Origin of the sequence: Paenarthrobacter sp. 22069, from assembly GCF_052046035.1 — a bacterium.
In the GTDB taxonomy this organism is placed as follows: Bacteria; Actinomycetota; Actinomycetes; order Actinomycetales; family Micrococcaceae; genus Arthrobacter.
The window spans coordinates 31,605-52,770 of record NZ_JBQEQF010000010.1; the positions used below are offsets into that span (position 1 = coordinate 31,605).

Genomic DNA, 21,166 nt, shown 5'->3' on the forward strand with positions numbered 1-21,166 from the left:
ACCAGTCTGGGCAGGCCAGGTTACGGCCGGGTTAAGCCGCCGTTAGGTTCAGGTCAACAGCAAGGGCCGCGGTGCTCCTGGAAGAAGTGCTCCTAGAAGCCCAACTGGTGGGCCACCTGCAGGAGGAGGGCTTCGGAACCCATCGGGCCCACCAGTTGGATCCCCATGGGAAGTCCGCTGCCGGTGGAACCGCCGGTCCAGTGCACCGGAATGGTGATGGCGGGCAGCCCGCAGACATTCACCATCGACGACCACGGCGCGTACTCGCACTGCTTCCGGTAGTCGCCGTCGGCATCCCCGGGCCACTGCGCGGACGGCCAGCGGTCACTGCCGTGGGCGGTGCCGGTGAACCACCCCACTGGACGCGGGGTCTGCGCCAGTGCGGGCATCAGCATCAGGTCCCACTCGCCATACTGGGCCAGGGTGTCGTGCTGGAACCGCCGCAGGAATGCCAGCGACTCGGCAAGCTTGGCCGGGCTGCGCTGCTGGGCGCGCCGCCGGAAGGTCCGGGTGAGGGGTGCCAGCGATGCTTCGCGTGAGGGGCTGATCCGGGCAGCGCCCACCCCGGCCGTCCAGGCGGTGGTGAAGGCGTCCGGATACCGGTTGTCGTAACGGACGGAAGCGTCGCCAAGGCTATGGCCCGCGTGCTCCAGGAGGGTTTCGCCCACGTGCAGCGCGTCCAGGGCCTCCTGCTCCGGTGTAAAGGGGAACGTGCTGGACCAGGGGCTGTCCAGCGTGATGCCGATCCTCAGCCGCGGCGGCTCCTCCCGAAGCGCCCCAAGGTAATGACCGCCGGGCGCCATGGCGTCCATCATCAGCGCTGCGTCCTCCGCGCTCCGGGCGAGCGGGCCGGGCACCACCAACCGTGCAGGATCTCCCGCGCTTTCCCCGGCGGCCACCAGCCCGCGGCCCGGTTTCAACCCGACGAGTGCGCATGCCGCAGCTGGTATCCGGACTGACCCTCCGCCGTCGGTCCCCGGGGCAAAGGGGAGCAGCCCGGCCGCGACGGCGGCCGCACTGCCTCCGGAGGAACCGCCCGAACTCCTGCTGGGTGCGTGGGGATTGCGCGACGGCGGCGCGATGCGGTTTTCGCTGTAGGCCGTTAGTCCGAATTCGGGCACCTGGGTCTTGCCCAGCGAAATCACGCCGGCGTCCCTGAAGAGGGACACCAGCGGGGCGTCCGCCGGGGCGGGTTTGTGGTCCAGGGCGGCGCTGCCGTGGGTGGTCACCACGCCGGCGACGTCGGTGAGGTCCTTGAAGGCAAGCGGCATGCCGTGCAGCAGGGGCAGATCGCCGCCGTCGGTGCGGGAGCGGAGGACATCAGCTGCGCCGGCCTGCTCCATTGCCTGCTCGTTGGTGACTGTGATGAAGGCGCCCAGCAGGGGGTTGCGCTGTTCGATGCGGGCCAGGAAATGGGCGGCGGCCTCCACGGCGGACACCTCTCCACTGTGCAGCAGGTTCCGCAGTGCCACCGCCGGCAGTTCGTGAAGTTCAGCCATGCGGTGCTCCTGTCCCTCTGTGTGAATGGTTTCCGGACTGCAGGTGCGGGCGGAGCCGGGCTGCGGGGGTTGTGGCTTCCAGGCAAGAGGAAGCCTCCAACTTCATCCTGAAGCCTAGCCTTGCCCGCACACCCGCCGGCGGGAGCCGGACCTACTAGGCTTAATCCTGACTGTAATCCGCCAAGACAGGACTCCCGATGAGTGATTTCGATACCGTCCCCGTCCAGGACGTCCCCGCCGACGCCGTCATCCTTGATGTCAGGGAGGACTATGAGTGGGTGGCCGGCCATGCAGAGGGCGCGCTTCACATCCCCATGGACCAGATCCCGGCCCGGCTGGACGAGCTCGACCCCGACGAGGACATCTACGTCATCTGCCGGACCGGCGGGCGTTCCTTCCGGGCTGCCCAATGGCTGACGGGCCAGGGCTACACTGCCATTAACGTTTCCGGCGGCATGGACCAGTGGCTGGAATCCGGCAAGCCTCTGGTCTCGGACAACGGGCTGAAGCCCTTGGTGCTTTAGTGCCCGCAAACTCCCCCGTGTACGCCTTCCTGGGACCCGGGGGGACGTTCACGGAGGCAGCGCTGCTGCAGGTGCCCGGCGCGTTGCAGGCCACCCGCGTCCCGGCGTCGAACGTTAATGCGGCCCTGGAGATGGTCCGCGGAGGGTCGGCCGACGCCGCGATGGTTCCCATTGAAAACTCGGTGGAGGGCGGCGTTACTGCCACCCTGGATGCGATTGCCACTGGCCACGAACTGCGGATTGTCCGGGAAGTCCTGGTGCCCATCAGTTTCGTCCTGGCGGCCAGGCCCGGAGCGCGGCTGGCAGACGTGCGCCAGGTTTCCACGCACGGACATGCCTGGGCCCAGTGCCGGGGATGGATGGACAGCAACATTCCTCATGCAGAATATGTCCCGGGCTCTTCCACTGCCGCCTCCGCTGTGGGGTTGCTCGCGGAAGACTGCCCCTATGACGCAGCGATCTGCGCCCCGCTCGTGGCCCGCGAGAACCCCGGACTGGCCGTACTCGCAGAGAACATCGGGGACAACACGGGCGCAGTGACCCGCTTCATCCTGGTGAGCCGGCCCGGCCCGCTGCCGGAGCGGACCGGCGCCGACAAGACGACCGTAGTGGTGCCGCTTCCCGAGGACCGTCCCGGCGCGCTGATGGAAATCCTGGACCAGTTTGCCAGCCGCGGGGTCAATCTCAGCCGGATCGAGTCACGCCCCACCGGCCAGTACCTGGGCCACTACTTCTTCAGCATCGACGCGGACGGCCACGCCGAAGAGGCCCGGGTGGCGGATGCGCTAGCCGGGCTGCACCGCATCAGTCCCGGTATCCGCTTCCTGGGTTCGTATGCGAGGGCCGACAGGCAAGCCACACCTGTTCCGGAACACACCTCTGACGCGGCATTTTCGGCTGCTGGATCATGGGTCCGCTCCATCCTTGGTGCCGCATCAGCTGCAGGTGAAAACGGTTCCGCAGCTTCGCCCACAGCGTAGGTGAATACGGTCCGGACCACTTCCCCGGCGTGTGGACAATGCGTATGCTTGCTTGATCCACAAGGGGTATGGCCCCAAATGAAGGGAGAGGGTCATGACCAGCAGCGATGACAATGACGGCCAGGGTATGATCGTCAACCCCAATCCCGCCGCGGACAACCAGGACTGGGACGGGGATGATGCCGACCGCGCCGACCGCCTGCGCTTCGAAGAGGAGCAGGCGATGATCCGTGAGCAATCCGAGGCCCGCGCCGCCGCTAAAGCCGCCGCAGAGGCTGCAAAGAAAGCCAGCGCCTGACCGCAGTGGGGACCGGCGCCATCGAACGTGGCGCCGAAGCCCTTGCTGCCGCCGCCTCTCCCATCTACCGCATCACGGCGCTGCTGCCGTGTGCCTGCCCCCTCACGCGGACCAGGAGCGACCGTGGTTCCACCTGAACGGTGAGCTTTGTCGCCTCCCCGGACGTGTCGCCGTCGAGCTGTGTCGGCATGGGCTCGGGACACTTAATGATCACCCGGCCGGACCGGTACACGGTCATGATCGGGAGCTTTCCGCTGTGCTTGAACATGATCTTCACGTACATCAGCAGCCAGCCCATCACGCTGCGGGGACTCATCACCACCACGTCGAGCATTCCGTCATCGATCATGGCCTGCGGAATGAAGTCAATGCCTCCCGGCACCAGGCCACAGTTGGCAAAAAGTACACTGCGGATGTTGCGGATTTGCTCGGGACTGTCGTCCAGGGAGATGGATACCTTCTTGCGCCGGCCCGGCAGGTGGCGGACGCCGGCTTCCGTGTAGGCCAGCCACCCTACGGCCTTCTTCAGCCCTGCGTTGGTGTCGGCCAGGACCTCGGCGTCCATGCCGATCCCGGCAATGACCAGGAACACGTGCTCTGAATAGTGGCCGGTCCGTGAGTTCTCGATGGCCATCCGTGCGGTATCGATGTAGCGCTGGCGGCCGAACAAGGCGGTCTGGACACTTGCATGCAGGTCACCAACGTCCAAGTCCACATTGCGGGCCAGCAGGTTTCCGGTCCCCAGCGGGATCAGGCCCATCGCGATCTCAGTGTGCGCCAGCGCCTCAGCCACCACGCGGACCGTGCCGTCACCGCCACCCACCAGGACGACGTCGGGTTTGCCGGTCAGCGCGGCCTTGATCTGGGAAAAGCCGGGGTCCTCCGCGGTGGTCTCGTAAAAAACCGGCGCCTGCCACCCCGCGGCCAGGCAAGCCCTGTGGATCATTCCCCTGGCTTCGTCGGCCCGGGCCTTAATGGGATTCAGGACCACGGCCACCCGTTGCTGCGCCAGCCCTGAGTCGTAGGAATCACCGGCCACCGTGCTGCGTATATGCAGTGCCTTGAGGCGGCGCACGCCCCACCAGCTTGAGGTGGCGAAGGCAAGCGCCACCGCAATCAGCAGGTAGAGAATCCAGTCGCTCATGGTGGTTCAACAGTAGCCCGGCGCACGGCGGGCGGCGGCACGCAGCCGGGCGCCCGCCGTCGTGCACTGAATTGGATACCCTTGTCTGGTGATCGACGTAAAAGACCTCAGCGAAAACCCGGACAAGTACCGTGCCAGCCAGCGTGCCCGCGGGGCCGACGAATCAGTGGTGGACGCGATCATCTCCGCGGATTCCGCCCGCCGTACCGCACTGCTCCGTTTTGAAAACCTCCGGGCTGAACAGAACGTGTTCGGCAAGAAGGTGGCGCAGGCCAAAGGCGAGGAAAAGCAGGCGCTGCTCGCCGAGGTCAAGGAGCTGGCCAACTCCGTCAAGGCAGCTTCCGCCGAGGCTGATGCCGCGCAGACCAAGCAGGAAGAGCTGCTGCGCACCATTCCCAACCTCATCGAGGACGGCGTTCCCGAAGGCGGCGAGGACGACTACGTGGTGGTCAAGACTGTCGGAACGCCGCGTGAATTCCGGGACTTCGAGCCGAAGGACCACCTGGAGATCGGTGAGCTGATCGGCGCCATCGACATGGAACGCGGGGCCAAGGTCTCCGGCGCACGGTTCTACTTCCTGCGCGGCGTGGGCGCCCGCCTGGAGATGGCCCTGCTGCAGATGGCCATGGACCAGGCCATCGAAGCCGGTTTCGTTCCGATGATCACCCCCACGCTGGTTCGGCCCGAGACCATGCAGGGCACCGGCTTCGACGTCAAGCACGACGCCGAAATCTACCGCCTGGCCGAGGACGACCTGTACCTGGTGGGCACCTCGGAGGTGGCCCTCGCCGGATACCACGCGGACGAGATCCTGGACTTCTCGGCAGGTCCCATCCGGTACGCGGGCCAGAGCTCCTGCTACCGCCGTGAGGCCGGATCGCACGGCAAGGACACCCGCGGCATCATCCGCGTCCACCAGTTCAACAAGGTGGAGATGTTTATCTACACCACCGTTGAGGAAGCCGCCGCGGAACACCAGCGGCTCCTGGCCTGGGAAGAGGAGATGCTGGCCAAGTGCGAGCTCCCGTACCGGGTGATCGACACCGCCGCCGGCGACCTGGGCACCTCAGCCGCGCGCAAGTACGACTGCGAAGCCTGGGTTCCCACCCAGGGTGCGTACCGCGAGCTGACGTCCACGTCCAACTGCACCACCTTCCAGGCCCGCCGCCTGAACATCCGGGAGCGTGTGGTCAATGAAGCGGGCGTCGTCAAGGGCACCCGCGCCGTGGCCACGCTGAACGGCACGCTGGCCACCACCCGCTGGATCGTGGCGCTGCTGGAACACCACCAGAATCCGGACGGATCGGTTAACGTCCCCAAGGCACTGCAGAAGTACCTGGGCGGCCTCGAGGTCCTCCCGGTTCTCTAGGGGTTCCTTTCATAAGCTTGTTCGCGGATCCGAACCTTCATGGTCCTGATCCGCGAACATGCTTAGGCCTGGCTGGGGCTTGTGCACATACGGGTCGTTGACCCACGACCCGGCCTCCGCGGTCCAGCATCCTGTTGGCATGGAGATACCGCCGGGCCTGATCGATTCCGCTGCCATCCTGCGCACCGGGGCCAGCACCGATAACCTTCATCGCGCCTTCAAGACAGGAGAGCTCGTCCGGATCCGGCGCGGCTTTTACGTGCCTACGGAGGACTGGCTGCGTGCGCTTCCTTCGGAGCGGTTCGCATGGACGACGACGGCAGTCTCCAGGTCGGTCAAAGGTGCGGTTTTGTGCGGGCAAACGGCAGCGGCGGCAAGTGGGCTGCCGACGTTGGGGACGCCACCCTGCGTCGAGCTCGCCACGACGCTTCGCGGGCGCAGTGGCGTCCGGAAGTCGCCGCTATTGGTCCTGGGCGGGAACGGAACCGCCCAGGAAGTGCGCCGCACGCGTTCGTATCCGCTTCGGTACCGCCTCATCACGGGGTTCGAAGCCGTGCCCTTCGGTGAGTTCCTGTGTACGGGGCCCATCCAGACCATTGTTGACGTCCTGGGCTCTGCGGAACTGAATCAGGCACTGGTACTCGCGGACGGGGCCGCCCGCAAATTCCTCGCGGACGGTGTTCTGGAGCATGGTGCCAGCCTGCTGTCCGTGCCAGGTATGGCGGACGGCATAGCAGGCCTGCCGTCTGCGGCCGCCCGCCGCCGGGCGGAAAGGGCGGCTGCCCTTGCCAGCCCACAGCCTGAGTCTGTTGGTGAGTCCTACAGTCGGGCCGTCATAGAGTTGCTTGGTTTCGAACAGCCCGTCCTGCAACAGGTCTTTAGCGACGGCAGGGGCTTCATCGGCAGGAGCGACTTCTGGTGGCCTTCCCAAGGTGTGGTGGGGGAGTTCGACGGCAAGGGGAAGTACGTGCAGGCCGCCTTGCGTGACGGGGTTACCGCTGACGAGGCCGTGTACAGGGAGAAGCTCCGCGAGGACCGAATCCGGGCGCTCGGCCACGGCTTCCTCCGATGGCGGTGGGCTGACCTCACGGACCCCGACAAACTGCGGCGCAAGCTCCTCGCCGCCGGACTCAGGCCGGGCGGCGGCGCGCCGTCGGCCATGAATCAGGACCTTGTTCGCACATCAGAACCGTGAAGGCGCGGATGAGCGAACAAGGTCAGGACTGCCGCCGCGTGTGGAAATCCACCGTGTTTACCAACAGTTCAATAAACCTGTGGTCCGCGTCCTAGCGCCTGTCAGTTACGTCTGGTTCACTATGTGGATGACAACGCTGACTGAAACCTCAGTCGCCGGCAACGATGACCGGCGAGACACCAATCGAGACAACCACCAGGACAACGCCGGCTTCACCGGTGTCGACCGTAAGTTCATGGTCGCCCTGGACGTGGACGGCACCCTGGTAAACCACGACGGCCACATGTCCCCGGGAGTACGGGAGGCCGCGCAGGCGGTGGTGGCGGCAGGGCATGAAGTGATGATTGCCACCGGCCGCTCCCTGAATGCCACCCTTCCCATCATCGAAAAGATCGGCATCGAGCGCGGATACGCCATTTGCTGCAACGGCGGCGTGACGCTCCGGCTCCACCCTGAACTGGACAACGGCTACGAGGTGATCCACAAGGCCACGTTCGACCCAGCGCCTGCCCTCCGTGCGCTTCGGGAGCGGCTGCCGTCCGCCAAATACGCGCTCGAGGACGCCGACGGTAACTTCCTTTCCACCGAGCGGTTCCAGGATGCCAGCTTCGGCGTCGAGGCCATCGGCGTTGACTTCCACACCATGCTGGAGGCCACGGCCGTGCGCGTGGTGGTGTTCAGTACCGAGAACACGCCCGAGGAGTTCAACGAGGCCATCAACCACGTGGGGCTTGCGGGCGTGACCTACTCGGTGGGCTGGACCGCATGGCTGGACATCGCCGCCGCCGGTGTCACCAAGGCCAGCGCCCTGGAAAACCTCCGGGTCCGGCTTGGCTTCGAAGAGCACCTGACGGTTGCGGTGGGTGATGGCCGGAACGACATCGAGATGCTCGCCTGGGCCGGCAGGGGTGTGGCCATGGGGCAGGCTCCCGCGGAAGTGGTGGCCGCAGCGGATGAGGTCACCCACTCCGTGCACGACGACGGCGCGGCCCACGTGCTGCGCAGCCTCCTTTGAGCTGCGCAGGGCAGGGTCCGCTGCCGCGATTCCGGGCCGCGGCCGGCGCCAAGGCAGAATAGAAGCATGACCCTTACGACGTTCGCCCTCGTCCGCCATGGCCAGACCGACTGGAATGCCGAGCGCCGGCTGCAGGGATCCACCGACATCCCCCTGAACGACGTGGGGCGCGGCCAGGCGCGTGCCGCGGTGGGAATCCTTGCCCCGTACGAATGGGATGCCATCGTGTCCTCGCCGCTGAGCCGGGCCGCTGAGACGGCCGACCTGATCGCCGAAGGCCTTGGCTTGAGCGTCGCCCGCCGCGTCCCCGAACTCATCGAGCGCAGCTTCGGCCCCGCCGAAGGGATGCAGGCCGGCCCCGAGCTGGAGGCGCTGCGTGTTCCGGGTGGCTTCAAGGGTGCCGAAAGCGAAGACGCGGCCGCCGACCGCGGCATTGCAGCCCTGGAAGCCCTCGCCGAGGAGTTCCGCGGCCAGCGGCTCCTGGTGGTCACCCACGGAACCCTGCTGCGCGTCACCCTCAGCCGCGCCATCGGCCAGACCCTCACCAGCGTGGACAACGCGGCCCTCAATCTGGCCCACCACCACAAGGTCGACGGGTGGAACCTGGAGTACTTCAACGGCGAACCCGTTATGGCCGCCACCAGCAGCTGAACCGGTTACTGCACCGCCAGGATCAGCGTGAGCAACCTGGCGGCCGCCGGCCTGGCAGCATGCTCCTCATTCCACTGGGCCCGTGCCACCGCCTTGCTGACAGCCTGGGTGGTGATCCCCAGTTCCTGGGCTACGGCCTTTTGCTGCCCGCGGACCCCGGGCGTTAGCAGGTCCAGGACCCGCCACTCCGCCTCTGAGCGGTCCCGCACAATGTGCCCCAGCAGCCGGAGGATGGCCTCGGCGTCGTGGGCTACATCGGCCAGCGGACCCTCCACGGCAACCGGCACCCGCTCCTTGCTGCTGCGGAGCCGGTCCACCGCCCGGCGGGCGTAGACCAGGCCGTGGCCGGAGGCGTCCTTGACCTGGTTGGGCAACGGCTCGTTCACCGGCCCCGCGCCGATCCCCACATACCAGTGCCCGCTGCGCAGTGCGATCAGCGCAGCATCCACGGCCTGCTGCGGGCAATCGACGATTCCCTGCACTTCGTCCTCCACCGACCGGTCGAAGTCCAGGCGCGCGGGGATGTGCCGCAACGCCTTGAGCAGCTGCGGGACCTGGTCTCCGTCGAGCCGGCTGTCCGTCTGGTTGATGGTCAGGGTGAACATTCTGGGTCCACACTACCCGGAAGTAGGAACAGTGGAACCGGCATGTTACGACTGGTCAGCGCCCCTGATTCACAGGGAATACGGCTGAGGGTCCGCATCACGGTGACGCGGACCCTCAGCCCATAAACCGGCGGACCAACCTGCCTGGTCAGCTTGCCTGGTCCGGAGCTGCGCCCGTTGCCGGGAAACGCTCCCAGGCGCGGTGGGCGGCAAGGAGTTCAGAAACCGCGGAGGTTACCGACGCTGCGTCGTCTCCTGCAGCTACGCCCACCGCCGCCTGGGGGATGCCTGCCGCGTCCAGGACGGCGGAACCAGAACCCCAGAAGCCAATGGCCTTGGCATGGCGGTATGCCTCGGACAGCATGAGGGCGATGCGCGGATCCGGGGCTCCGGCCGGCTCCCCGGCCTTGGCGTCGCGCCCGGCCGTGGCGTCGGGGGCAGGATGCTGTCCGCCGGCAACAAGCAGCGCGTCGAATTCCGTGGACCGTGCCGTGAGGAAGGTCCGCTGCACCGTGACCGAAAGTCCGTCGGAGGAAAGCGCGCCGCCCGTGGGCGCGATGACCAGCGGAACGATGCCCTCGTCGTCGAGCGCCTTGCGGGCAACGTCTACTTGGGACAGGTCGCTGGACGGATCGGCGATGATGCCCACCACGCGCCCGGCCACCGGCCACGTTTGGCCAACCTGGGACAGCGCAGGGCTGCGGTGATGGTCAGCCACCTGCTCGCTGGCCTCCGGGGCAGGCATTCCCAGGCCTGCGGCGACCGCGGCACACAGCGCGGCGTCAATATTCGCCAGGGCCTGCAGCTGGCGTTCGCGGACGGCGCTTTCGTAGCACTTGCCGAGCTCGAACGTGTACGCCTGGATGACATGGTCCTGCTCCACGGCACTCAGGCTGCGGAAGAACAGCCGGGCCTGGCTGTAGTGGTCATCGAACGAGGCCGGGTTGCGGCGTTCCTTGACGGACTCCGCAACTGCGGCAGGCACGTCCACGAACGCTCCCATGTCCTGTCCGGCCAGGAACGGACACCCTCCGTCCAGGGAATTAGGCCGGTACGGGGCAACTCCTGCATGGTCCGCCGTCTGGTGCATGCCGTCACGGAGCATGTCGTTCACCGGGGCCTGCGGCCGGTTGATCGGGATCTGGGCCAAGTTGGGCCCGCCCAGGCGCGAGATCTGGGTGTCCAGGTAGGAAAAGAGGCGGACCTGCAGCAGGGGATCATTGGTGACGTCGATGCCCGGCACCAGGTGCCCCGGGTGGAAGGCCACCTGCTCGGTCTCTGCGAAGTAGTTCGTCGGGTTCGCGTTGAGGGTCATCAAACCGATGGGCTGCACCGGAGCGAGTTCTTCGGGAACGAACTTAGTGGGGTCCAGGAGGTCGATGCCTTCGAACATCTGGTCCTCCGTGTCCGGGAACGTCTGGATGCCGAGTTCCCACTCCGGGTAGGCGCGGGCTTCAATGGCATCGGCCAGATCACGGCGGTGGAAGTCCGGATCCATGCCGTTGATGATTTGCGCTTCTTCCCAGACCAGCGAGTGGACACCCTGTTTGGGCTTCCAGTGGAACTTCACCAACGTTGTGTCGCCGTCGGCATTGACCAGCCGGAAGGTGTGGACACCGAAGCCCTCCATGGTCCGGTATGACCGGGGAATGCCGCGATCGGACATATTCCACATGGTGTGGGCCTGCGCCTCGGTGTGGAGCGAGACGAAGTCCCAGAAGGTGTCGTGCGCGCTCTGGGCCTGGGGGATTTCCCGGTCCGGGTGGGGCTTGGCCGCGTGGACGACGTCAGGGAACTTGATGCCGTCCTGGATGAAGAACACCGGAATGTTGTTGCCCACCAGGTCGTAGGTGCCTTCATCGGTGTAGAACTTCGTGGAGAACCCGCGGGTATCCCTGACGGCATCCGCCGATCCCCGTGAGCCCAGCACCGTGGAGAACCGTACGAAAACGGGAGTCTCAACATCCGCGGCCAGGAAACCGGCGCGGGTGACGTTGGAGGCGGTCCCGTAGGAGCGGAAGACGCCGTGCGCGCCTGCGCCCCGGGCGTGGACCACGCGCTCCGGAATCCGCTCGTGGTCAAAGTGGGTGATCTTTTCGCGCAGATGGTGGTCCTGCAGCAGGATGGGGCCGCGTGCGCCGGCCTTCAGTGAATGGTCCGTGTCCTGCAGGCGAAGACCCTGGGCGGTGGTCAGGTACTGGCCCGACTGGGCCCGGGCAGTGGCAGGTGCGCCGGTGGGGCTTCCGGTGGGCGACACGGCTTCCGGACCCCGCTGGTCCGGCTTGGGCGGCAGCGGCTCCCGCGGGGCAGCGGGTTCTTCAAGTGCCGGCGGCTCGCTGGCCGGCACCCCGGGAACTACAACGTCGTCTTCGGCTGGCATGTCTTGATCTCCCCACATTTCGATGTTCCCAGCGTCCGCCGCGACGAAAGCTAAGCTTGCTTAGGACCCTACAGGTGCCCAAGGTCCAGAAGGCAAGGTACGACGGCGGGGGTTGCCTCCGTACCCCTCCATCTGTTGCCATGGGGGAACTGCCGCCTGCAGCGGCACACCCGACGTAAGGATGGTTATGGCCGGCAGCGCAGGGCAGGACGCGAAGCAGCAGGACGACGTGCAGCAGAACGGGCTGCGGCAGGAAGAACTCGACCTCGTTGACCGCTGGTGGCGGGCTGCCAACTATCTCTCGGTGGGGCAGATCTACCTGCGGTCCAACCCTCTCCTGCGTGAACCGCTGCAGGCAGAAGACACCAAGTCGCGCCTGCTCGGCCACTGGGGCACCACGCCGGGGCTCAACTTCGTCTATGCGCACCTGAACCGGGTGATCCGCCGCGACTCCCTTGAGATGCTCTTTGTCGCCGGTCCGGGCCATGGCGGTCCCGCCGTCGTCGCCAATGCCTGGCTGGAGGGAACGTACTCCGAAATCTATGCCCACGTGGGCAATGACGAGGCCGGCCTGGCCGAACTGTTCCGGCAGTTCTCCTACCCCGGCGGCATTCCCAGCCACGCGGCCCCGGAAACCCCGGGCTCCATCAGCGAAGGCGGGGAGCTCGGGTACGCGCTGGCGCACGCCTACGGATCGGTGCTCGACAATCCCCAGCTGGTCACCGCCGTCGTGATTGGCGACGGCGAGGCCGAGACCGGGCCGCTGGCGGCCAGCTGGCACTCGCACAACTTCCTGGACCCAGCCGCGGACGGCGCCGTGCTGCCCATCCTGCACCTGAACGGCTACAAGATCGCCAACCCCACCATCCTGGCCAGAATGCCGCAAGACCAGCTGGAGCAGCTGCTGCGAGGGTATGGCCACGAACCGTATTTCGTGACGGTGACGGACCCGGACAGCACCGAGCAGGCGCACCGCGATTTCGCCGCCGTCCTGGACCGCTGCCTCGCGGACATCAGGGCCATCCAGGACCTGCACCGGCAGGACGGAGCTTCGGAAGAGACGGGGGAGGGGAACCGCCGCTGGCCCATGATCGTCCTGCGCTCGCCCAAGGGCTGGACCGGTCCGCGAATGGTGGACGGGCTGCAGGTGGAAGGCACATGGCGGGCCCACCAGGTGCCCCTGTCCGAGGTGCGCACCAACGGCGAACACCTGAAGCAGCTGGAGGAATGGCTGCAGTCCTACCGGCCGGAGGAATTGTTCGACGGCGACGGCCGGCTCCGGCCCGACGTCGCCGAAGGGGCGCCCACCGGCGAATTCCGCATGAGCGCCACCCCGCACGCCAACGGCGGGCTGCTCCGGCGCGCCCTCAAGCTGCCCGCGTACCAGGACCACGCCGTGGAGGTGCCCAACGCGGGAATCGACAGGGTCAGCCCAATGATCACCCTCGGCTCCTGGATGCGGGACCTGATCGCACAGAACATGGAGAACTTCCGCCTGTTCGGCCCGGATGAGACGGCGTCCAACCGGCTGCAGAACGTCTACGAGGTCACCGACAAGGTGTGGCAGTACCGGATTGACGACGTCGACGAGCACCTGGCGCGGTCCGGCCGGGTGATGGAGGTGCTCAGTGAGCACCTGTGCCAGGGCTGGCTGGAAGGCTACCTCCTCACCGGCCGCCATGGCGTCTTCAACTGCTACGAGGCCTTCGTCCACATCGTGGATTCGATGTTCAACCAGCACGCGAAGTGGCTGAAAGTATCCCGCAAGCTGCACTGGCGCCAGCCGGTCCCCTCGCTGAACTACTTGCTGTCGTCCCACGTGTGGCAGCAGGACCACAACGGGTTCTCGCACCAGGACCCGGGCTTCATCGACCACGCGATCAACAAGAAGGCCGAGGTCATCCGGGTGTACCTGCCGCCGGACGCCAATACCCTTCTGTCCGTGATGGAGCACTGCCTGGCTTCCACGGACTACGTGAACATCGTGGTCAGCGGCAAGCAGCCCTCACCCACCTGGCTGGGTCCGGCCGATGCCGCCAACCACTGCCACCGCGGCCTGGGCATCTGGACGTTTGCCGGCTCGGAGGTGCCGGGTGAGGAGCCCGACGTCGTCCTAGCCTGCGCCGGCGACGTCCCCACCGTGGAGACCGTGGCGGCGGCGGAACTGCTTCGCGAGGGCGCGCCCGGCCTCAAGGTGCGGGTGGTCAACGTGGTGGACCTGATGCGCCTGCAGGACGAAAGCGAGCACCCGCACGGCCTTCCTGCCCACGACTTCGACGGGATCTTCACTGCGGACAAGCCCGTCATCTTCGCGTACCACGGCTACCCGGCCCTGATCCACCGGCTGGCGTACCGGCGCACCAACCAGCAGGGCCTGCACGTGCACGGGTACAAGGAAGAGGGCACCACCACCACGCCGTTCGACATGGCGATGCTCAACGGCATCGACCGCTTCACCCTAGCCATCGACGCGATCGACCGCGTGCCGGGCCTTGCGGAGAAGCAGTCGCTGCTGCGCCAGGAACTGCAGGACCGCCGCAACCGTGCCCGCGAGCACACCCGCACCCATGGCGAGGACCCGGAGGAGATCCGGAACTGGAGGCTTGGCGGCTGACTCGCTACAGCGGGAGTTCGTCCAGCGTGCAGGAGGGCAGGTGGATCCAGCCTTCGCTGCGGGCGGCTTCCGCGTGCGCCTCATCGGGCGCGAGCGTACGACGGCGGGCGGCGGCCCGTGCGGTCAGCGAGGCGATAACGGCGTCGAACAGGTCGTCCGAGGCCGCGAGCCGCGCCTCGTTCCCGGCCAGGTCCAGCCACGGGGCCTGCCCGCGGAGCGCGTCGAGCAGCACGCCAAGCCGCCCGGCTTCCGGAGTGCCCCGGCCTTTATAGCCGCGGCCATTGAGCCCCCAGATCTTCAGGGACGCCGCGGGGTACACCTCGGCAAGGCGGCCCGAGCCGTCCCGCGGCTGCCGGCCGTGCAGTGCGGCGATCTTCGCCTGGATGACGGCGCAGCGCATGGCCGGGTGCGCCAGCCGGTCGGCGGAGACACTGAGCGGAATCAGGCCCGTCTGCGCCGTACAGAACCGGTCCGTGTCCCGGTAGGCGAGGAGTCGCCGGCCGGCGATGCCGTCGTGGTCAAGGACGGCTGCAGGATCGTTGTTCAGGTGGCCGGTGAGGAACGGGAGCAGGGCGTCCGGCCAGCCCACGGGGCAGTCGACGCCGGTCATATCGCAGGTGCCGAAGAGATCCACGATCTCCTGGTCGTTTACGTCCAGGGCCAGGTGGGTGAGCCGGGCCCGGTCATCGCTCCACTCGATGACCGCGACGGCAGTCTTTTTGGTCGCGGCCGCGAGGTCCACGCCAAGGGTTCTCATGGCTGCCCACCAACCCTGCGGCTAGACGGCATTGCGTCAGACTGCCCGGTAGTGCAGGACGCCGGGGACGCTGCCCGATTCCCCGAGGTCCCGGCCGGAGGCGAAGCCAGCCCACAGGGCCCGCATCCGGCGTCCTGCCGCGTCGACATCCTCCCAGCGGGCGCCGGCAATCAGCCCCACCCCGTCCCAGGTCTTCCGGTTTCCCAGCAGCAACGGCAGGTCTACTGTGTGGGCGGCGCCGAAGATGTTGCCGGGGGCGTGCCAGTCCAGGACGTAGCGGTGGGCCCGTCCGTCCGCGGTCGCGTGCCGGCGGGCGAACTTCCGGGCGGCCCTGCCGTAGACGGTTTCGGTGACCACCCAGTCGATGGCGCGCACGGCCGCAGGGCCCACCAGGGGGACGCTTGCCAGGCGCATCAGGCGGCGGCTGCGGGGAAGGAACAGGCGGGCTTCCTCCGACGTATGGCCGATCAGCACCTCGATGGCCGGCGCTGAACGGTTCCAGGCAGCTTCGATGCCGGACTCCTCCGGGAGCGGATCATGGCCGTACTGGGTGCCAAACGGCATGGCAGCCAGCATGCCGAACTTCCTGGCCACCTGCGTGACCTGTGTTTCGAGCGCCACCACGTCCATGGCGGGCGTCTGCTCCGTAACGCCGTCGGCGGCAATGCCCATGGCGTGGTTCATCTTCGCCCGGCCCCGGGTGATGCCAAGCGGTGCGCTCTGGATGATGGCGCGCTGGAAGAGGGTGGGTGCTTCCGGTACGGCCATCAGGTGGGCGATGGCGTCGCCGCCGGCGGACTGGCCGAAGGCGGTGACGCGGGCGGGGTCTCCGCCGAAACCGCCAATGTTCCGCCGCACCCAGCGGAATGCCTCGAGCTGGTCGAGCAGGCCCAGGTTGCCGGGCCGCCCCGTGGGAGTAGCCAGGAACCCGAACAGGCCGAGCCGGTACGTCACAGACACCACGATGACGCGGTTTTCGGCTACCAGCCTGGCCGGATCAAAGATTGCAAGGTCGCCCGAACCCGTGGTGTAGGAGCCGCCATGGATCCAGACCATGACCGGCAGCCGTTCTTCCGGCCTGAGGTCGCCGGGCATGGTGATGGAAAGGTTTTGGCAGTCCTCGCTGCCGGGCAGCTCGCCGTACCTGGTGCCCAGGACATCGTCGAGGAAGGGAACCGGTGCCTGCGGGCAGGCGGGGGAGAGTGAGGTGGCGGAAAACTCCGAGGTCCAGTCCGGCGCCGGCACTGGAGGCTGGAAGCGCCCGGCCGTGGCGTACGGGATGCCGGTCGCGCGGAGGACGTCGCCGTCACGCCAGCCGGTGACGGGGCCGCAGGGCGGCTGGAACAAAAGCTGGGACGTCGGGGCGGGCTCGGAACTCACAGCCCCACCATGCCACAACTTCCTGGAACAACGACGGCGGGTGCCCGGCTTCGAAAAGCCGGGGCACCCGCCGTCGGACTGGTGGCGGTCAACCGCCGGTGGTGACTAGTGTCCGGTGGGCACGTAGCGCTTGATGGAAGCTTCCAGCTCGGCTTCGGCGGCGGCGCGGTCGCCCCAGCCCTCGGCCTTGACCCACTTGCCGGGCTCCAGGTCCTTGTAGCGGGTGAAGAAGTGCTCGATTTCCTTGATCAGGAACTCGTTGACGTCGCTGACTTCCTGGATGTTGTCGAAGCGGGCGTCCACGGGAACGCACAGGATCTTGGCGTCCCCGCCGCCGTCGTCAGTCATGTTGAACACGCCGATGGGGCGGGACTCAACGATGACGCCGGGGTGGAGGTCGAAGTCCTGCAGGAGCACCAGCGCGTCCAGCGGGTCGCCGTCCTCGCCGAGGGTGTTCTCGAAGTACCCGTAGTGCGTGGGGTACTGCATGGAGGTGAAGAGGACGCGGTCCAGGCGGACGCGGCCGGTCTCGTGGTCAACTTCGTACTTGACGCGTGATCCCCTGGGGATCTCGATGGTCACATCGTGCTTCATGGAATGCTCCTCGGCAATTGCAGGGGGTGCGCGGCACACTTGACGGGCCCACAAAAAAGAGTGTCGGTGCCGCCGACTAGTATTGAGGATATAGCGAGAGGCCCTGGAATCAGGAACTTGTGGGGAAATTTCAGGACTTGAGGACCAGCACCAGCATGACCAAAACAACCGGGCAGGAACCCCTCCGCGCCCGCCGGGCCGGGCACCCCGGCACCCCCGGCCGGGTCTCTGGGGAAGAACCGCGCACCCCCTGGCACCTGGCGCTCGCAGCACTGCTCCTGCTGGTCCTTGCCATTCCGGCGGCCCTGCTGGTGGCCCCCGGCTTCACCGGCCCGGAAGCCCCTCCGCCCGCCCCGGCGCCCCCTGCCTGGCAGCAGGCCCCGGCAACCATTGCCGCCCCGCAGGTGCTGGCGCCGCTTCAGCAATCCGCCCCGGTGCCGGCTCCGTCAGCGGTGTCGGCCCAGGTTGAGCCGGTGCTGAAGACCGACGGCGGCGGTACTTTCACGGGCATGGTCCAGGACGCCTTGACGGGCCAGGTCCTCTTCGACCGGGGCGGCGCGGAGGGCCGGGTGCCGGCGTCGAACCTCAAATTGCTCACGGCGGTGGCCGCGCTGCGCACCCTGGGGCCCGACCACCGGTTCACCACCAGAGTGGTTCCCGGCCCTGCTGCCGGACAGGTGGTCCTGGTGGGCGGCGGCGACGTCCTCCTGGCCTCGGGGGGCTCGCAGCCGGACCAGGTGATGGGGCATGCCGGCCTGGCCACCCTCGCAGCCCGCACTGTGCAGGCGCTGCAGGCCGCCGGCACCACTGGCGAAATCAAGGTGCTGGTGGACGACTCCCTGTTCACGGGACCGGCGCTGAATCCCAACTGGCAGTCCGGCGACGTGGAGGCCGGCGAGATAGCACCCCTGTACCCGCTGGCCCTCAACTCGGCCCGTTTCGATCCCGCCGTCACCACCGGTCCCCGCCCGCAGGATTCAGCCGCAGCCGCGGCGGAAGCGTTCGCAGCCCAGCTCCGGGCGGCTGGCGCCGGCGCGGGACTGACCGTGGCGGCCGGCGTCGAACGTTCCGCGGGCGCTTCCCAGGCCAACCCCGCAGCCCTGGCCGCGGTCGAATCCGCCACCGTGGCGGAGCAGGTGGACCTGATGCTGCAGGTATCGGACAACTACCTGGCGGAAACCATGGGCCGGCTGGCCGCAGTGGCCACGGGCCGGCCGGGCAGCCACGACGGCGCCATGGCCGTGGTGGCGGCCGAGGTCCGGGCTGCGGGTATCCCCGCGGACACCCTCAAGCTGGCGGATGTGTGCGGTCTGGCCATGGGCAACCAGGTCCCGGCGCGTGTGTTCGTGGACGTGCTCCGGGCCATCACCTCCGGCACCGACACCAGGTTGCGGGCCGCGCTGGACGGCTTCCCGGTGGCCGGCCTGTCCGGCACCCTGGATGCCCGGTACGGGGACGCCACCACGTCCGGCGGTGCAGGCCTGGTGCGCGCCAAGACCGGAACGCTGAACACTGTGCTTGGGCTGAGCGGCTACGTGGTGGACGCCGACGGCCGGCTCCTGGTGTTCTCGTTCATCGGCAACGGACTGACGCCCGGCGCGGCCGGCAACAAGGAAGCCCTGGACCGTGCCGCCACCGCGCTGGCCGGCTGCGGCTGCCGCTAGCGCGGACCGGCCGGGACCGCATGACTGGCCGGGACCGCATGGGCGGCCCTGCCCCGCATAAGCGGTGCGGGGCAGCAACGGTTGTGCGGGTCAGGGCCGCTCCTGGACTGTGTAAGTTCGCCGGTGAGCGAACTTAAGGACGATCCCGGGGCTGCTGTGTTCTGATGGGAACCATGGAGTCCACTGCGCGCGAGTCCGCACCGACTGTGTCCACGAAGGCCGGGTCCCCGACTGCCCAGTCCCTGATCAACTGGGACCTTGCCGCTTCCGCTGCGGCGCGGCTGGCTCCGGCCGGCCCGGTGCTGGACGAAGCAGCCATTGGCGGGGCGGTGGACAGCCTGCGCCGGCTCGCGGACGCCTCCGTTCCGCACGTCCATGAGATCACCGGACTGGAAGCGGCGCGCGATCTGCGCGACTCATCTGTATTGGTGGTGGACCGGGCGTCGTGGGCCAAAGCCAACACCCAAAGCTTCGCGGTGATGCTCAAACCGGCCATGCAGAAAATGCTGGACAGCCGCAGCGGAAACCTGAGCCCCGCTGCCGCGCAGGTCAGCGGCGCCATTACGGGCTCCCAACTCGGTGCTGTCCTCGCTTTCCTTTCCAGCAAGGTCCTGGGCCAGTACGATCCCTTCGCGGCGCTGGCTGAGAACTCCTCCGCCCCCGCAGCCGGCAGGCTTCTGCTCGTGGCGCCGAACATCATCTCCGTGGAACGTGAACTCAACGTCACGCCGGAGGATTTCCGGCTCTGGGTGTGCCTGCACGAACAAACCCACCGGGTCCAGTTCGCGGCCGCTCCCTGGCTGCGCCACCACATGCTGGAGCAGATCGACAACCTTAGCGGGCACCTGCTGGGCAACGTCGACTCGCTGATGGAGCGTGCCTCGGCCGCTGCCCGTTCCCTGAAGGACCGCTCCGCCAGCGGAAACACGCCGGGCCGCGGTGCCATCCTTGACCTTCTGCAGGACCCCGAGGAAAAGGCCGCCATCTCGCACCTCACCGCCGTCATGAGCCTGCTCGAAGGGCACGCCAACGTGGTGATGGATGCCGTGGACGCCAGCATCGTCCCCTCCGTCAAGACCATCCGGCAGCGGTTCAACGACCGCGGCAAGGACCGCGGCGTAATCGAGAAGTTCATCCGCAGCCTCCTGGGCCTGGACGCCAAGATGCGGCAATACTCCGACGGCGCCCGCTTCGTCCGCGCCGTGGTGGACGTGGCCGGCATGGAAGGCTTCAACAAGGTCTGGGACTCGGTGGACCACCTTCCCACCGAGCCGGAGATCCACGACGCCAAGCTGTGGCTTGAGCGGATGGGCCTGTAGTTGCCTGAAGACGTTCCCGCGCCGGCCGCTGTCCCCAGCGGACGGCGCCGGCCAGGCAGGCTGGCTCCCGTCGTCGGCACTGCGCGCAAAATGCTGCAGAAGGCCCTGGCCGGCGCCGGCTACCCGCGTCACGTCCTGGTGGCGTGCAGCGGTGGGCCGGACTCCCTTGCGCTCGCCGCCGTCGCGGCCTACTTCGCGCGCCGCGGCCACGTGGACGGCCATCAGCTGACTGTGGGCGCGGTAGTGGTGGACCACCAGCTTCAGGACGGCTCCGCCGAGGTGGCAGCCGGCACGGCAGCAGTGCTAACAGAGCTGGGCCTTAAACCTGTGGAGATCCGCACCGTCACAGTGGCCGGCACCGGCATGGGCCCCGAAGCTGCTGCCCGCGAGGCCCGCCATGCCGCCCTGGAAGCCGCCGCCCGTGGGCAGGGCGCCGGGGCAATCCTGCTGGGCCACACCCTGGACGACCAGGCCGAACAGGTACTGCTGGGCCTGGCTCGCGGCTCCGGAACCCGTTCCCTTGCCGGTATGCGCCCGGCCCGCACAGGCGCAGCAGACACCGTGCTGCTACGCCCGTTCCTTGGCTTGCGCCGGGCAGACACCGAGGAGATCTGCGCCGTGGAGGAACTTGACCCCTGGCACGATCCCACCAACGCGGACCCCGCCTTCGCGAGGTCCCGGACCCGGGTGGAGGTCCTCCCGCACCTGGAGGAGAAACTTGGCCCCGGCGTCGCGGAATCGCTGGCCCGGACGGCCGCGATCCTGCAGCTGGACGCCGACTACCTGGAGGATGTGGCGGAAAGCACCTACGCCTCCCTGGTGGAGCGGGACGGCTCCGGCCTTGCCCTTCCGGAAGAGGCCCTGCGCGGACTGCCGCCGGCCATCAGATACCGGGTCATTGCCAAGGCCGCGGCGGAGGCCGGTGGGCAGCAGCCCAGCTACCAGCGCCTCTTAGCCGCCGAAGCCCTGCTCCGGCGGCACGGCTCGGCTGGCCCGGTGCAGCTTCCCGGCGGTGTGAGCGCCTACCGGTTGTCGCTGGCACAGCTGGAAGGATCCCCGGGCCAACCCGTCCCCGCAGCCCCCGACAGCCCCGGTCCCGTTCCCCGCGAACGGGCACGCTGTGGGAAGCTAGTATTCCGGCCTTCCAAGCCGCCCACAAAATAGTCGCACCCCGCATC

18 protein-coding genes are annotated in these 21,166 nt (G+C 67.7%); 11 read left to right on the top strand and 7 right to left on the bottom strand.

The features are described from left to right. Positions 1-92: 92 nt before the first annotated feature. Positions 93-1,499 (bottom strand): amidase, encoded by a 1,407-nt coding sequence (locus ACTJK0_RS09845; protein ID WP_110542323.1) that lies wholly within the window; start codon positions 1,497-1,499, stop codon positions 93-95. Positions 1,500-1,696: 197 nt separating this feature from the next. On the opposite strand from ACTJK0_RS09845, the gene ACTJK0_RS09850 reads away from it, so the two are divergent. From ACTJK0_RS09850 to ACTJK0_RS09860, 3 genes are all read left to right on the top strand, one after another. Then, a complete protein-coding gene (locus tag ACTJK0_RS09850; RefSeq protein WP_110542324.1) occupies positions 1,697-2,023 on the top strand; it encodes a rhodanese-like domain-containing protein in 327 nt (108 codons plus the stop codon). Continuing rightward, positions 2,023-3,003, top strand: coding sequence for a prephenate dehydratase (pheA, locus tag ACTJK0_RS09855; RefSeq protein WP_440745027.1), 981 nt, complete (start codon positions 2,023-2,025; stop codon positions 3,001-3,003). The genes ACTJK0_RS09850 and pheA overlap by 1 nt, the downstream gene beginning before the upstream one ends. A gap of 94 nt (positions 3,004-3,097) precedes the next feature. Continuing rightward, a complete protein-coding gene (locus ACTJK0_RS09860) occupies positions 3,098-3,301 on the top strand; it encodes a hypothetical protein (RefSeq protein ID WP_440745028.1) in 204 nt (67 codons plus the stop codon). A gap of 64 nt (positions 3,302-3,365) precedes the next feature. On the opposite strand, the gene ACTJK0_RS09865 is transcribed toward ACTJK0_RS09860, so the two are convergent. After that, on the bottom strand, positions 3,366-4,445 hold the full coding sequence (locus tag ACTJK0_RS09865) for a diacylglycerol/lipid kinase family protein (RefSeq protein WP_440745029.1): 1,080 nt from the start codon (positions 4,443-4,445) through the stop codon (positions 3,366-3,368). An 88-nt stretch (positions 4,446-4,533) separates the two neighbouring features. Here ACTJK0_RS09865 and serS point away from each other — a divergent pair, with 88 nt between their 5' ends. The 4 genes from serS (at position 4,534) to ACTJK0_RS09885 (ending at position 8,675) form a co-directional block, all read left to right on the top strand. Then, complete coding sequence (gene serS, locus ACTJK0_RS09870) at positions 4,534-5,814, top strand: serine--tRNA ligase (protein ID WP_440745030.1); 1,281 nt, start codon at positions 4,534-4,536, stop codon at positions 5,812-5,814. A 139-nt stretch (positions 5,815-5,953) separates the two neighbouring features. Further along, complete coding sequence (locus ACTJK0_RS09875; RefSeq protein ID WP_440745031.1) at positions 5,954-7,009, top strand: hypothetical protein; 1,056 nt, start codon at positions 5,954-5,956, stop codon at positions 7,007-7,009. Between the two features lie 127 nt (positions 7,010-7,136). After that, positions 7,137-8,024 carry an HAD family hydrolase gene (locus ACTJK0_RS09880; protein WP_110542547.1) on the top strand — a complete coding sequence of 296 codons (888 nt, stop codon included), beginning with the start codon at positions 7,137-7,139 and terminating at the stop codon, positions 8,022-8,024. 66 nt (positions 8,025-8,090) lie between these two features. Beyond that, positions 8,091-8,675: a histidine phosphatase family protein gene (locus tag ACTJK0_RS09885; protein WP_440745032.1), complete on the top strand. Its 585-nt coding sequence runs from the start codon at positions 8,091-8,093 to the stop codon at positions 8,673-8,675. A 5-nt stretch (positions 8,676-8,680) separates the two neighbouring features. On the opposite strand, the gene ACTJK0_RS09890 is transcribed toward ACTJK0_RS09885, so the two are convergent. Together ACTJK0_RS09890 and ACTJK0_RS09895 are read right to left on the bottom strand one after the other, a co-directional pair. After that, positions 8,681-9,280 (bottom strand): hypothetical protein, encoded by a 600-nt coding sequence (locus tag ACTJK0_RS09890; RefSeq protein ID WP_110542331.1) that lies wholly within the window; start codon positions 9,278-9,280, stop codon positions 8,681-8,683. A gap of 148 nt (positions 9,281-9,428) precedes the next feature. Continuing rightward, entirely contained in the window at positions 9,429-11,660 is a 2,232-nt protein-coding gene (locus tag ACTJK0_RS09895) for a catalase (RefSeq protein WP_440745033.1), read from the bottom strand. A 187-nt stretch (positions 11,661-11,847) separates the two neighbouring features. Between ACTJK0_RS09895 and ACTJK0_RS09900 the strand changes: the two genes are divergently transcribed. Next, positions 11,848-14,274 carry a phosphoketolase family protein gene (locus ACTJK0_RS09900; RefSeq protein ID WP_440745034.1) on the top strand — a complete coding sequence of 809 codons (2,427 nt, stop codon included), beginning with the start codon at positions 11,848-11,850 and terminating at the stop codon, positions 14,272-14,274. Positions 14,275-14,278: 4 nt separating this feature from the next. Here the strand turns inward: ACTJK0_RS09900 and ACTJK0_RS09905 are convergent, their stop codons facing one another. From ACTJK0_RS09905 to ACTJK0_RS09915, 3 genes are all read right to left on the bottom strand, one after another. Continuing rightward, the gene (locus tag ACTJK0_RS09905; protein WP_440745035.1) at positions 14,279-15,031 is read right to left on the bottom strand and encodes a DUF429 domain-containing protein; all 753 of its coding nucleotides are present in this window, start codon (positions 15,029-15,031) and stop codon (positions 14,279-14,281) included. 36 nt (positions 15,032-15,067) lie between these two features. Then, positions 15,068-16,411, bottom strand: a complete 1,344-nt coding sequence (locus ACTJK0_RS09910) for a carboxylesterase family protein (protein WP_110542335.1) — start codon at positions 16,409-16,411, stop codon at positions 15,068-15,070. Between the two features lie 105 nt (positions 16,412-16,516). After that, on the bottom strand, positions 16,517-17,005 hold the full coding sequence (locus tag ACTJK0_RS09915) for an inorganic diphosphatase (protein ID WP_110542336.1): 489 nt from the start codon (positions 17,003-17,005) through the stop codon (positions 16,517-16,519). Positions 17,006-17,160: 155 nt separating this feature from the next. On the opposite strand from ACTJK0_RS09915, the gene dacB reads away from it, so the two are divergent. From dacB to tilS, 3 genes are all read left to right on the top strand, one after another. After that, positions 17,161-18,669, top strand: a complete 1,509-nt coding sequence (gene dacB / locus ACTJK0_RS09920) for a D-alanyl-D-alanine carboxypeptidase/D-alanyl-D-alanine endopeptidase (protein WP_110542548.1) — start codon at positions 17,161-17,163, stop codon at positions 18,667-18,669. A gap of 173 nt (positions 18,670-18,842) precedes the next feature. After that, a complete protein-coding gene (locus ACTJK0_RS09925) occupies positions 18,843-19,988 on the top strand; it encodes a zinc-dependent metalloprotease (protein WP_043450320.1) in 1,146 nt (381 codons plus the stop codon). A gap of 90 nt (positions 19,989-20,078) precedes the next feature. Next, positions 20,079-21,152, top strand: coding sequence for a tRNA lysidine(34) synthetase TilS (tilS, locus tag ACTJK0_RS09930; protein WP_181422400.1), 1,074 nt, complete (start codon positions 20,079-20,081; stop codon positions 21,150-21,152). Positions 21,153-21,166: the final 14 nt, after the last annotated feature.

Coding starts and splice junctions, on each gene's coding strand:
- ACTJK0_RS09845 (WP_110542323.1), bottom strand. CDS start 1,499: ATGGCTGAACTTCACGAACTGCCGGCGGTGGCACTGCGGAACCTGCTG.
- ACTJK0_RS09850 (WP_110542324.1), top strand. CDS start 1,697: ATGAGTGATTTCGATACCGTCCCCGTCCAGGACGTCCCCGCCGACGCC.
- ACTJK0_RS09860 (WP_440745028.1), top strand. CDS start 3,098: ATGACCAGCAGCGATGACAATGACGGCCAGGGTATGATCGTCAACCCC.
- ACTJK0_RS09865 (WP_440745029.1), bottom strand. CDS start 4,445: ATGAGCGACTGGATTCTCTACCTGCTGATTGCGGTGGCGCTTGCCTTC.
- ACTJK0_RS09875 (WP_440745031.1), top strand. CDS start 5,954: ATGGAGATACCGCCGGGCCTGATCGATTCCGCTGCCATCCTGCGCACC.
- ACTJK0_RS09880 (WP_110542547.1), top strand. CDS start 7,137: ATGACAACGCTGACTGAAACCTCAGTCGCCGGCAACGATGACCGGCGA.
- ACTJK0_RS09885 (WP_440745032.1), top strand. CDS start 8,091: ATGACCCTTACGACGTTCGCCCTCGTCCGCCATGGCCAGACCGACTGG.
- ACTJK0_RS09890 (WP_110542331.1), bottom strand. CDS start 9,280: ATGTTCACCCTGACCATCAACCAGACGGACAGCCGGCTCGACGGAGAC.
- ACTJK0_RS09895 (WP_440745033.1), bottom strand. CDS start 11,660: ATGCCAGCCGAAGACGACGTTGTAGTTCCCGGGGTGCCGGCCAGCGAG.
- ACTJK0_RS09900 (WP_440745034.1), top strand. CDS start 11,848: ATGGCCGGCAGCGCAGGGCAGGACGCGAAGCAGCAGGACGACGTGCAG.
- ACTJK0_RS09905 (WP_440745035.1), bottom strand. CDS start 15,031: ATGAGAACCCTTGGCGTGGACCTCGCGGCCGCGACCAAAAAGACTGCC.
- ACTJK0_RS09915 (WP_110542336.1), bottom strand. CDS start 17,005: ATGAAGCACGATGTGACCATCGAGATCCCCAGGGGATCACGCGTCAAG.
- dacB (WP_110542548.1), top strand. CDS start 17,161: ATGACCAAAACAACCGGGCAGGAACCCCTCCGCGCCCGCCGGGCCGGG.
- ACTJK0_RS09925 (WP_043450320.1), top strand. CDS start 18,843: ATGGAGTCCACTGCGCGCGAGTCCGCACCGACTGTGTCCACGAAGGCC.
- tilS (WP_181422400.1), top strand. CDS start 20,079: ATGCTGCAGAAGGCCCTGGCCGGCGCCGGCTACCCGCGTCACGTCCTG.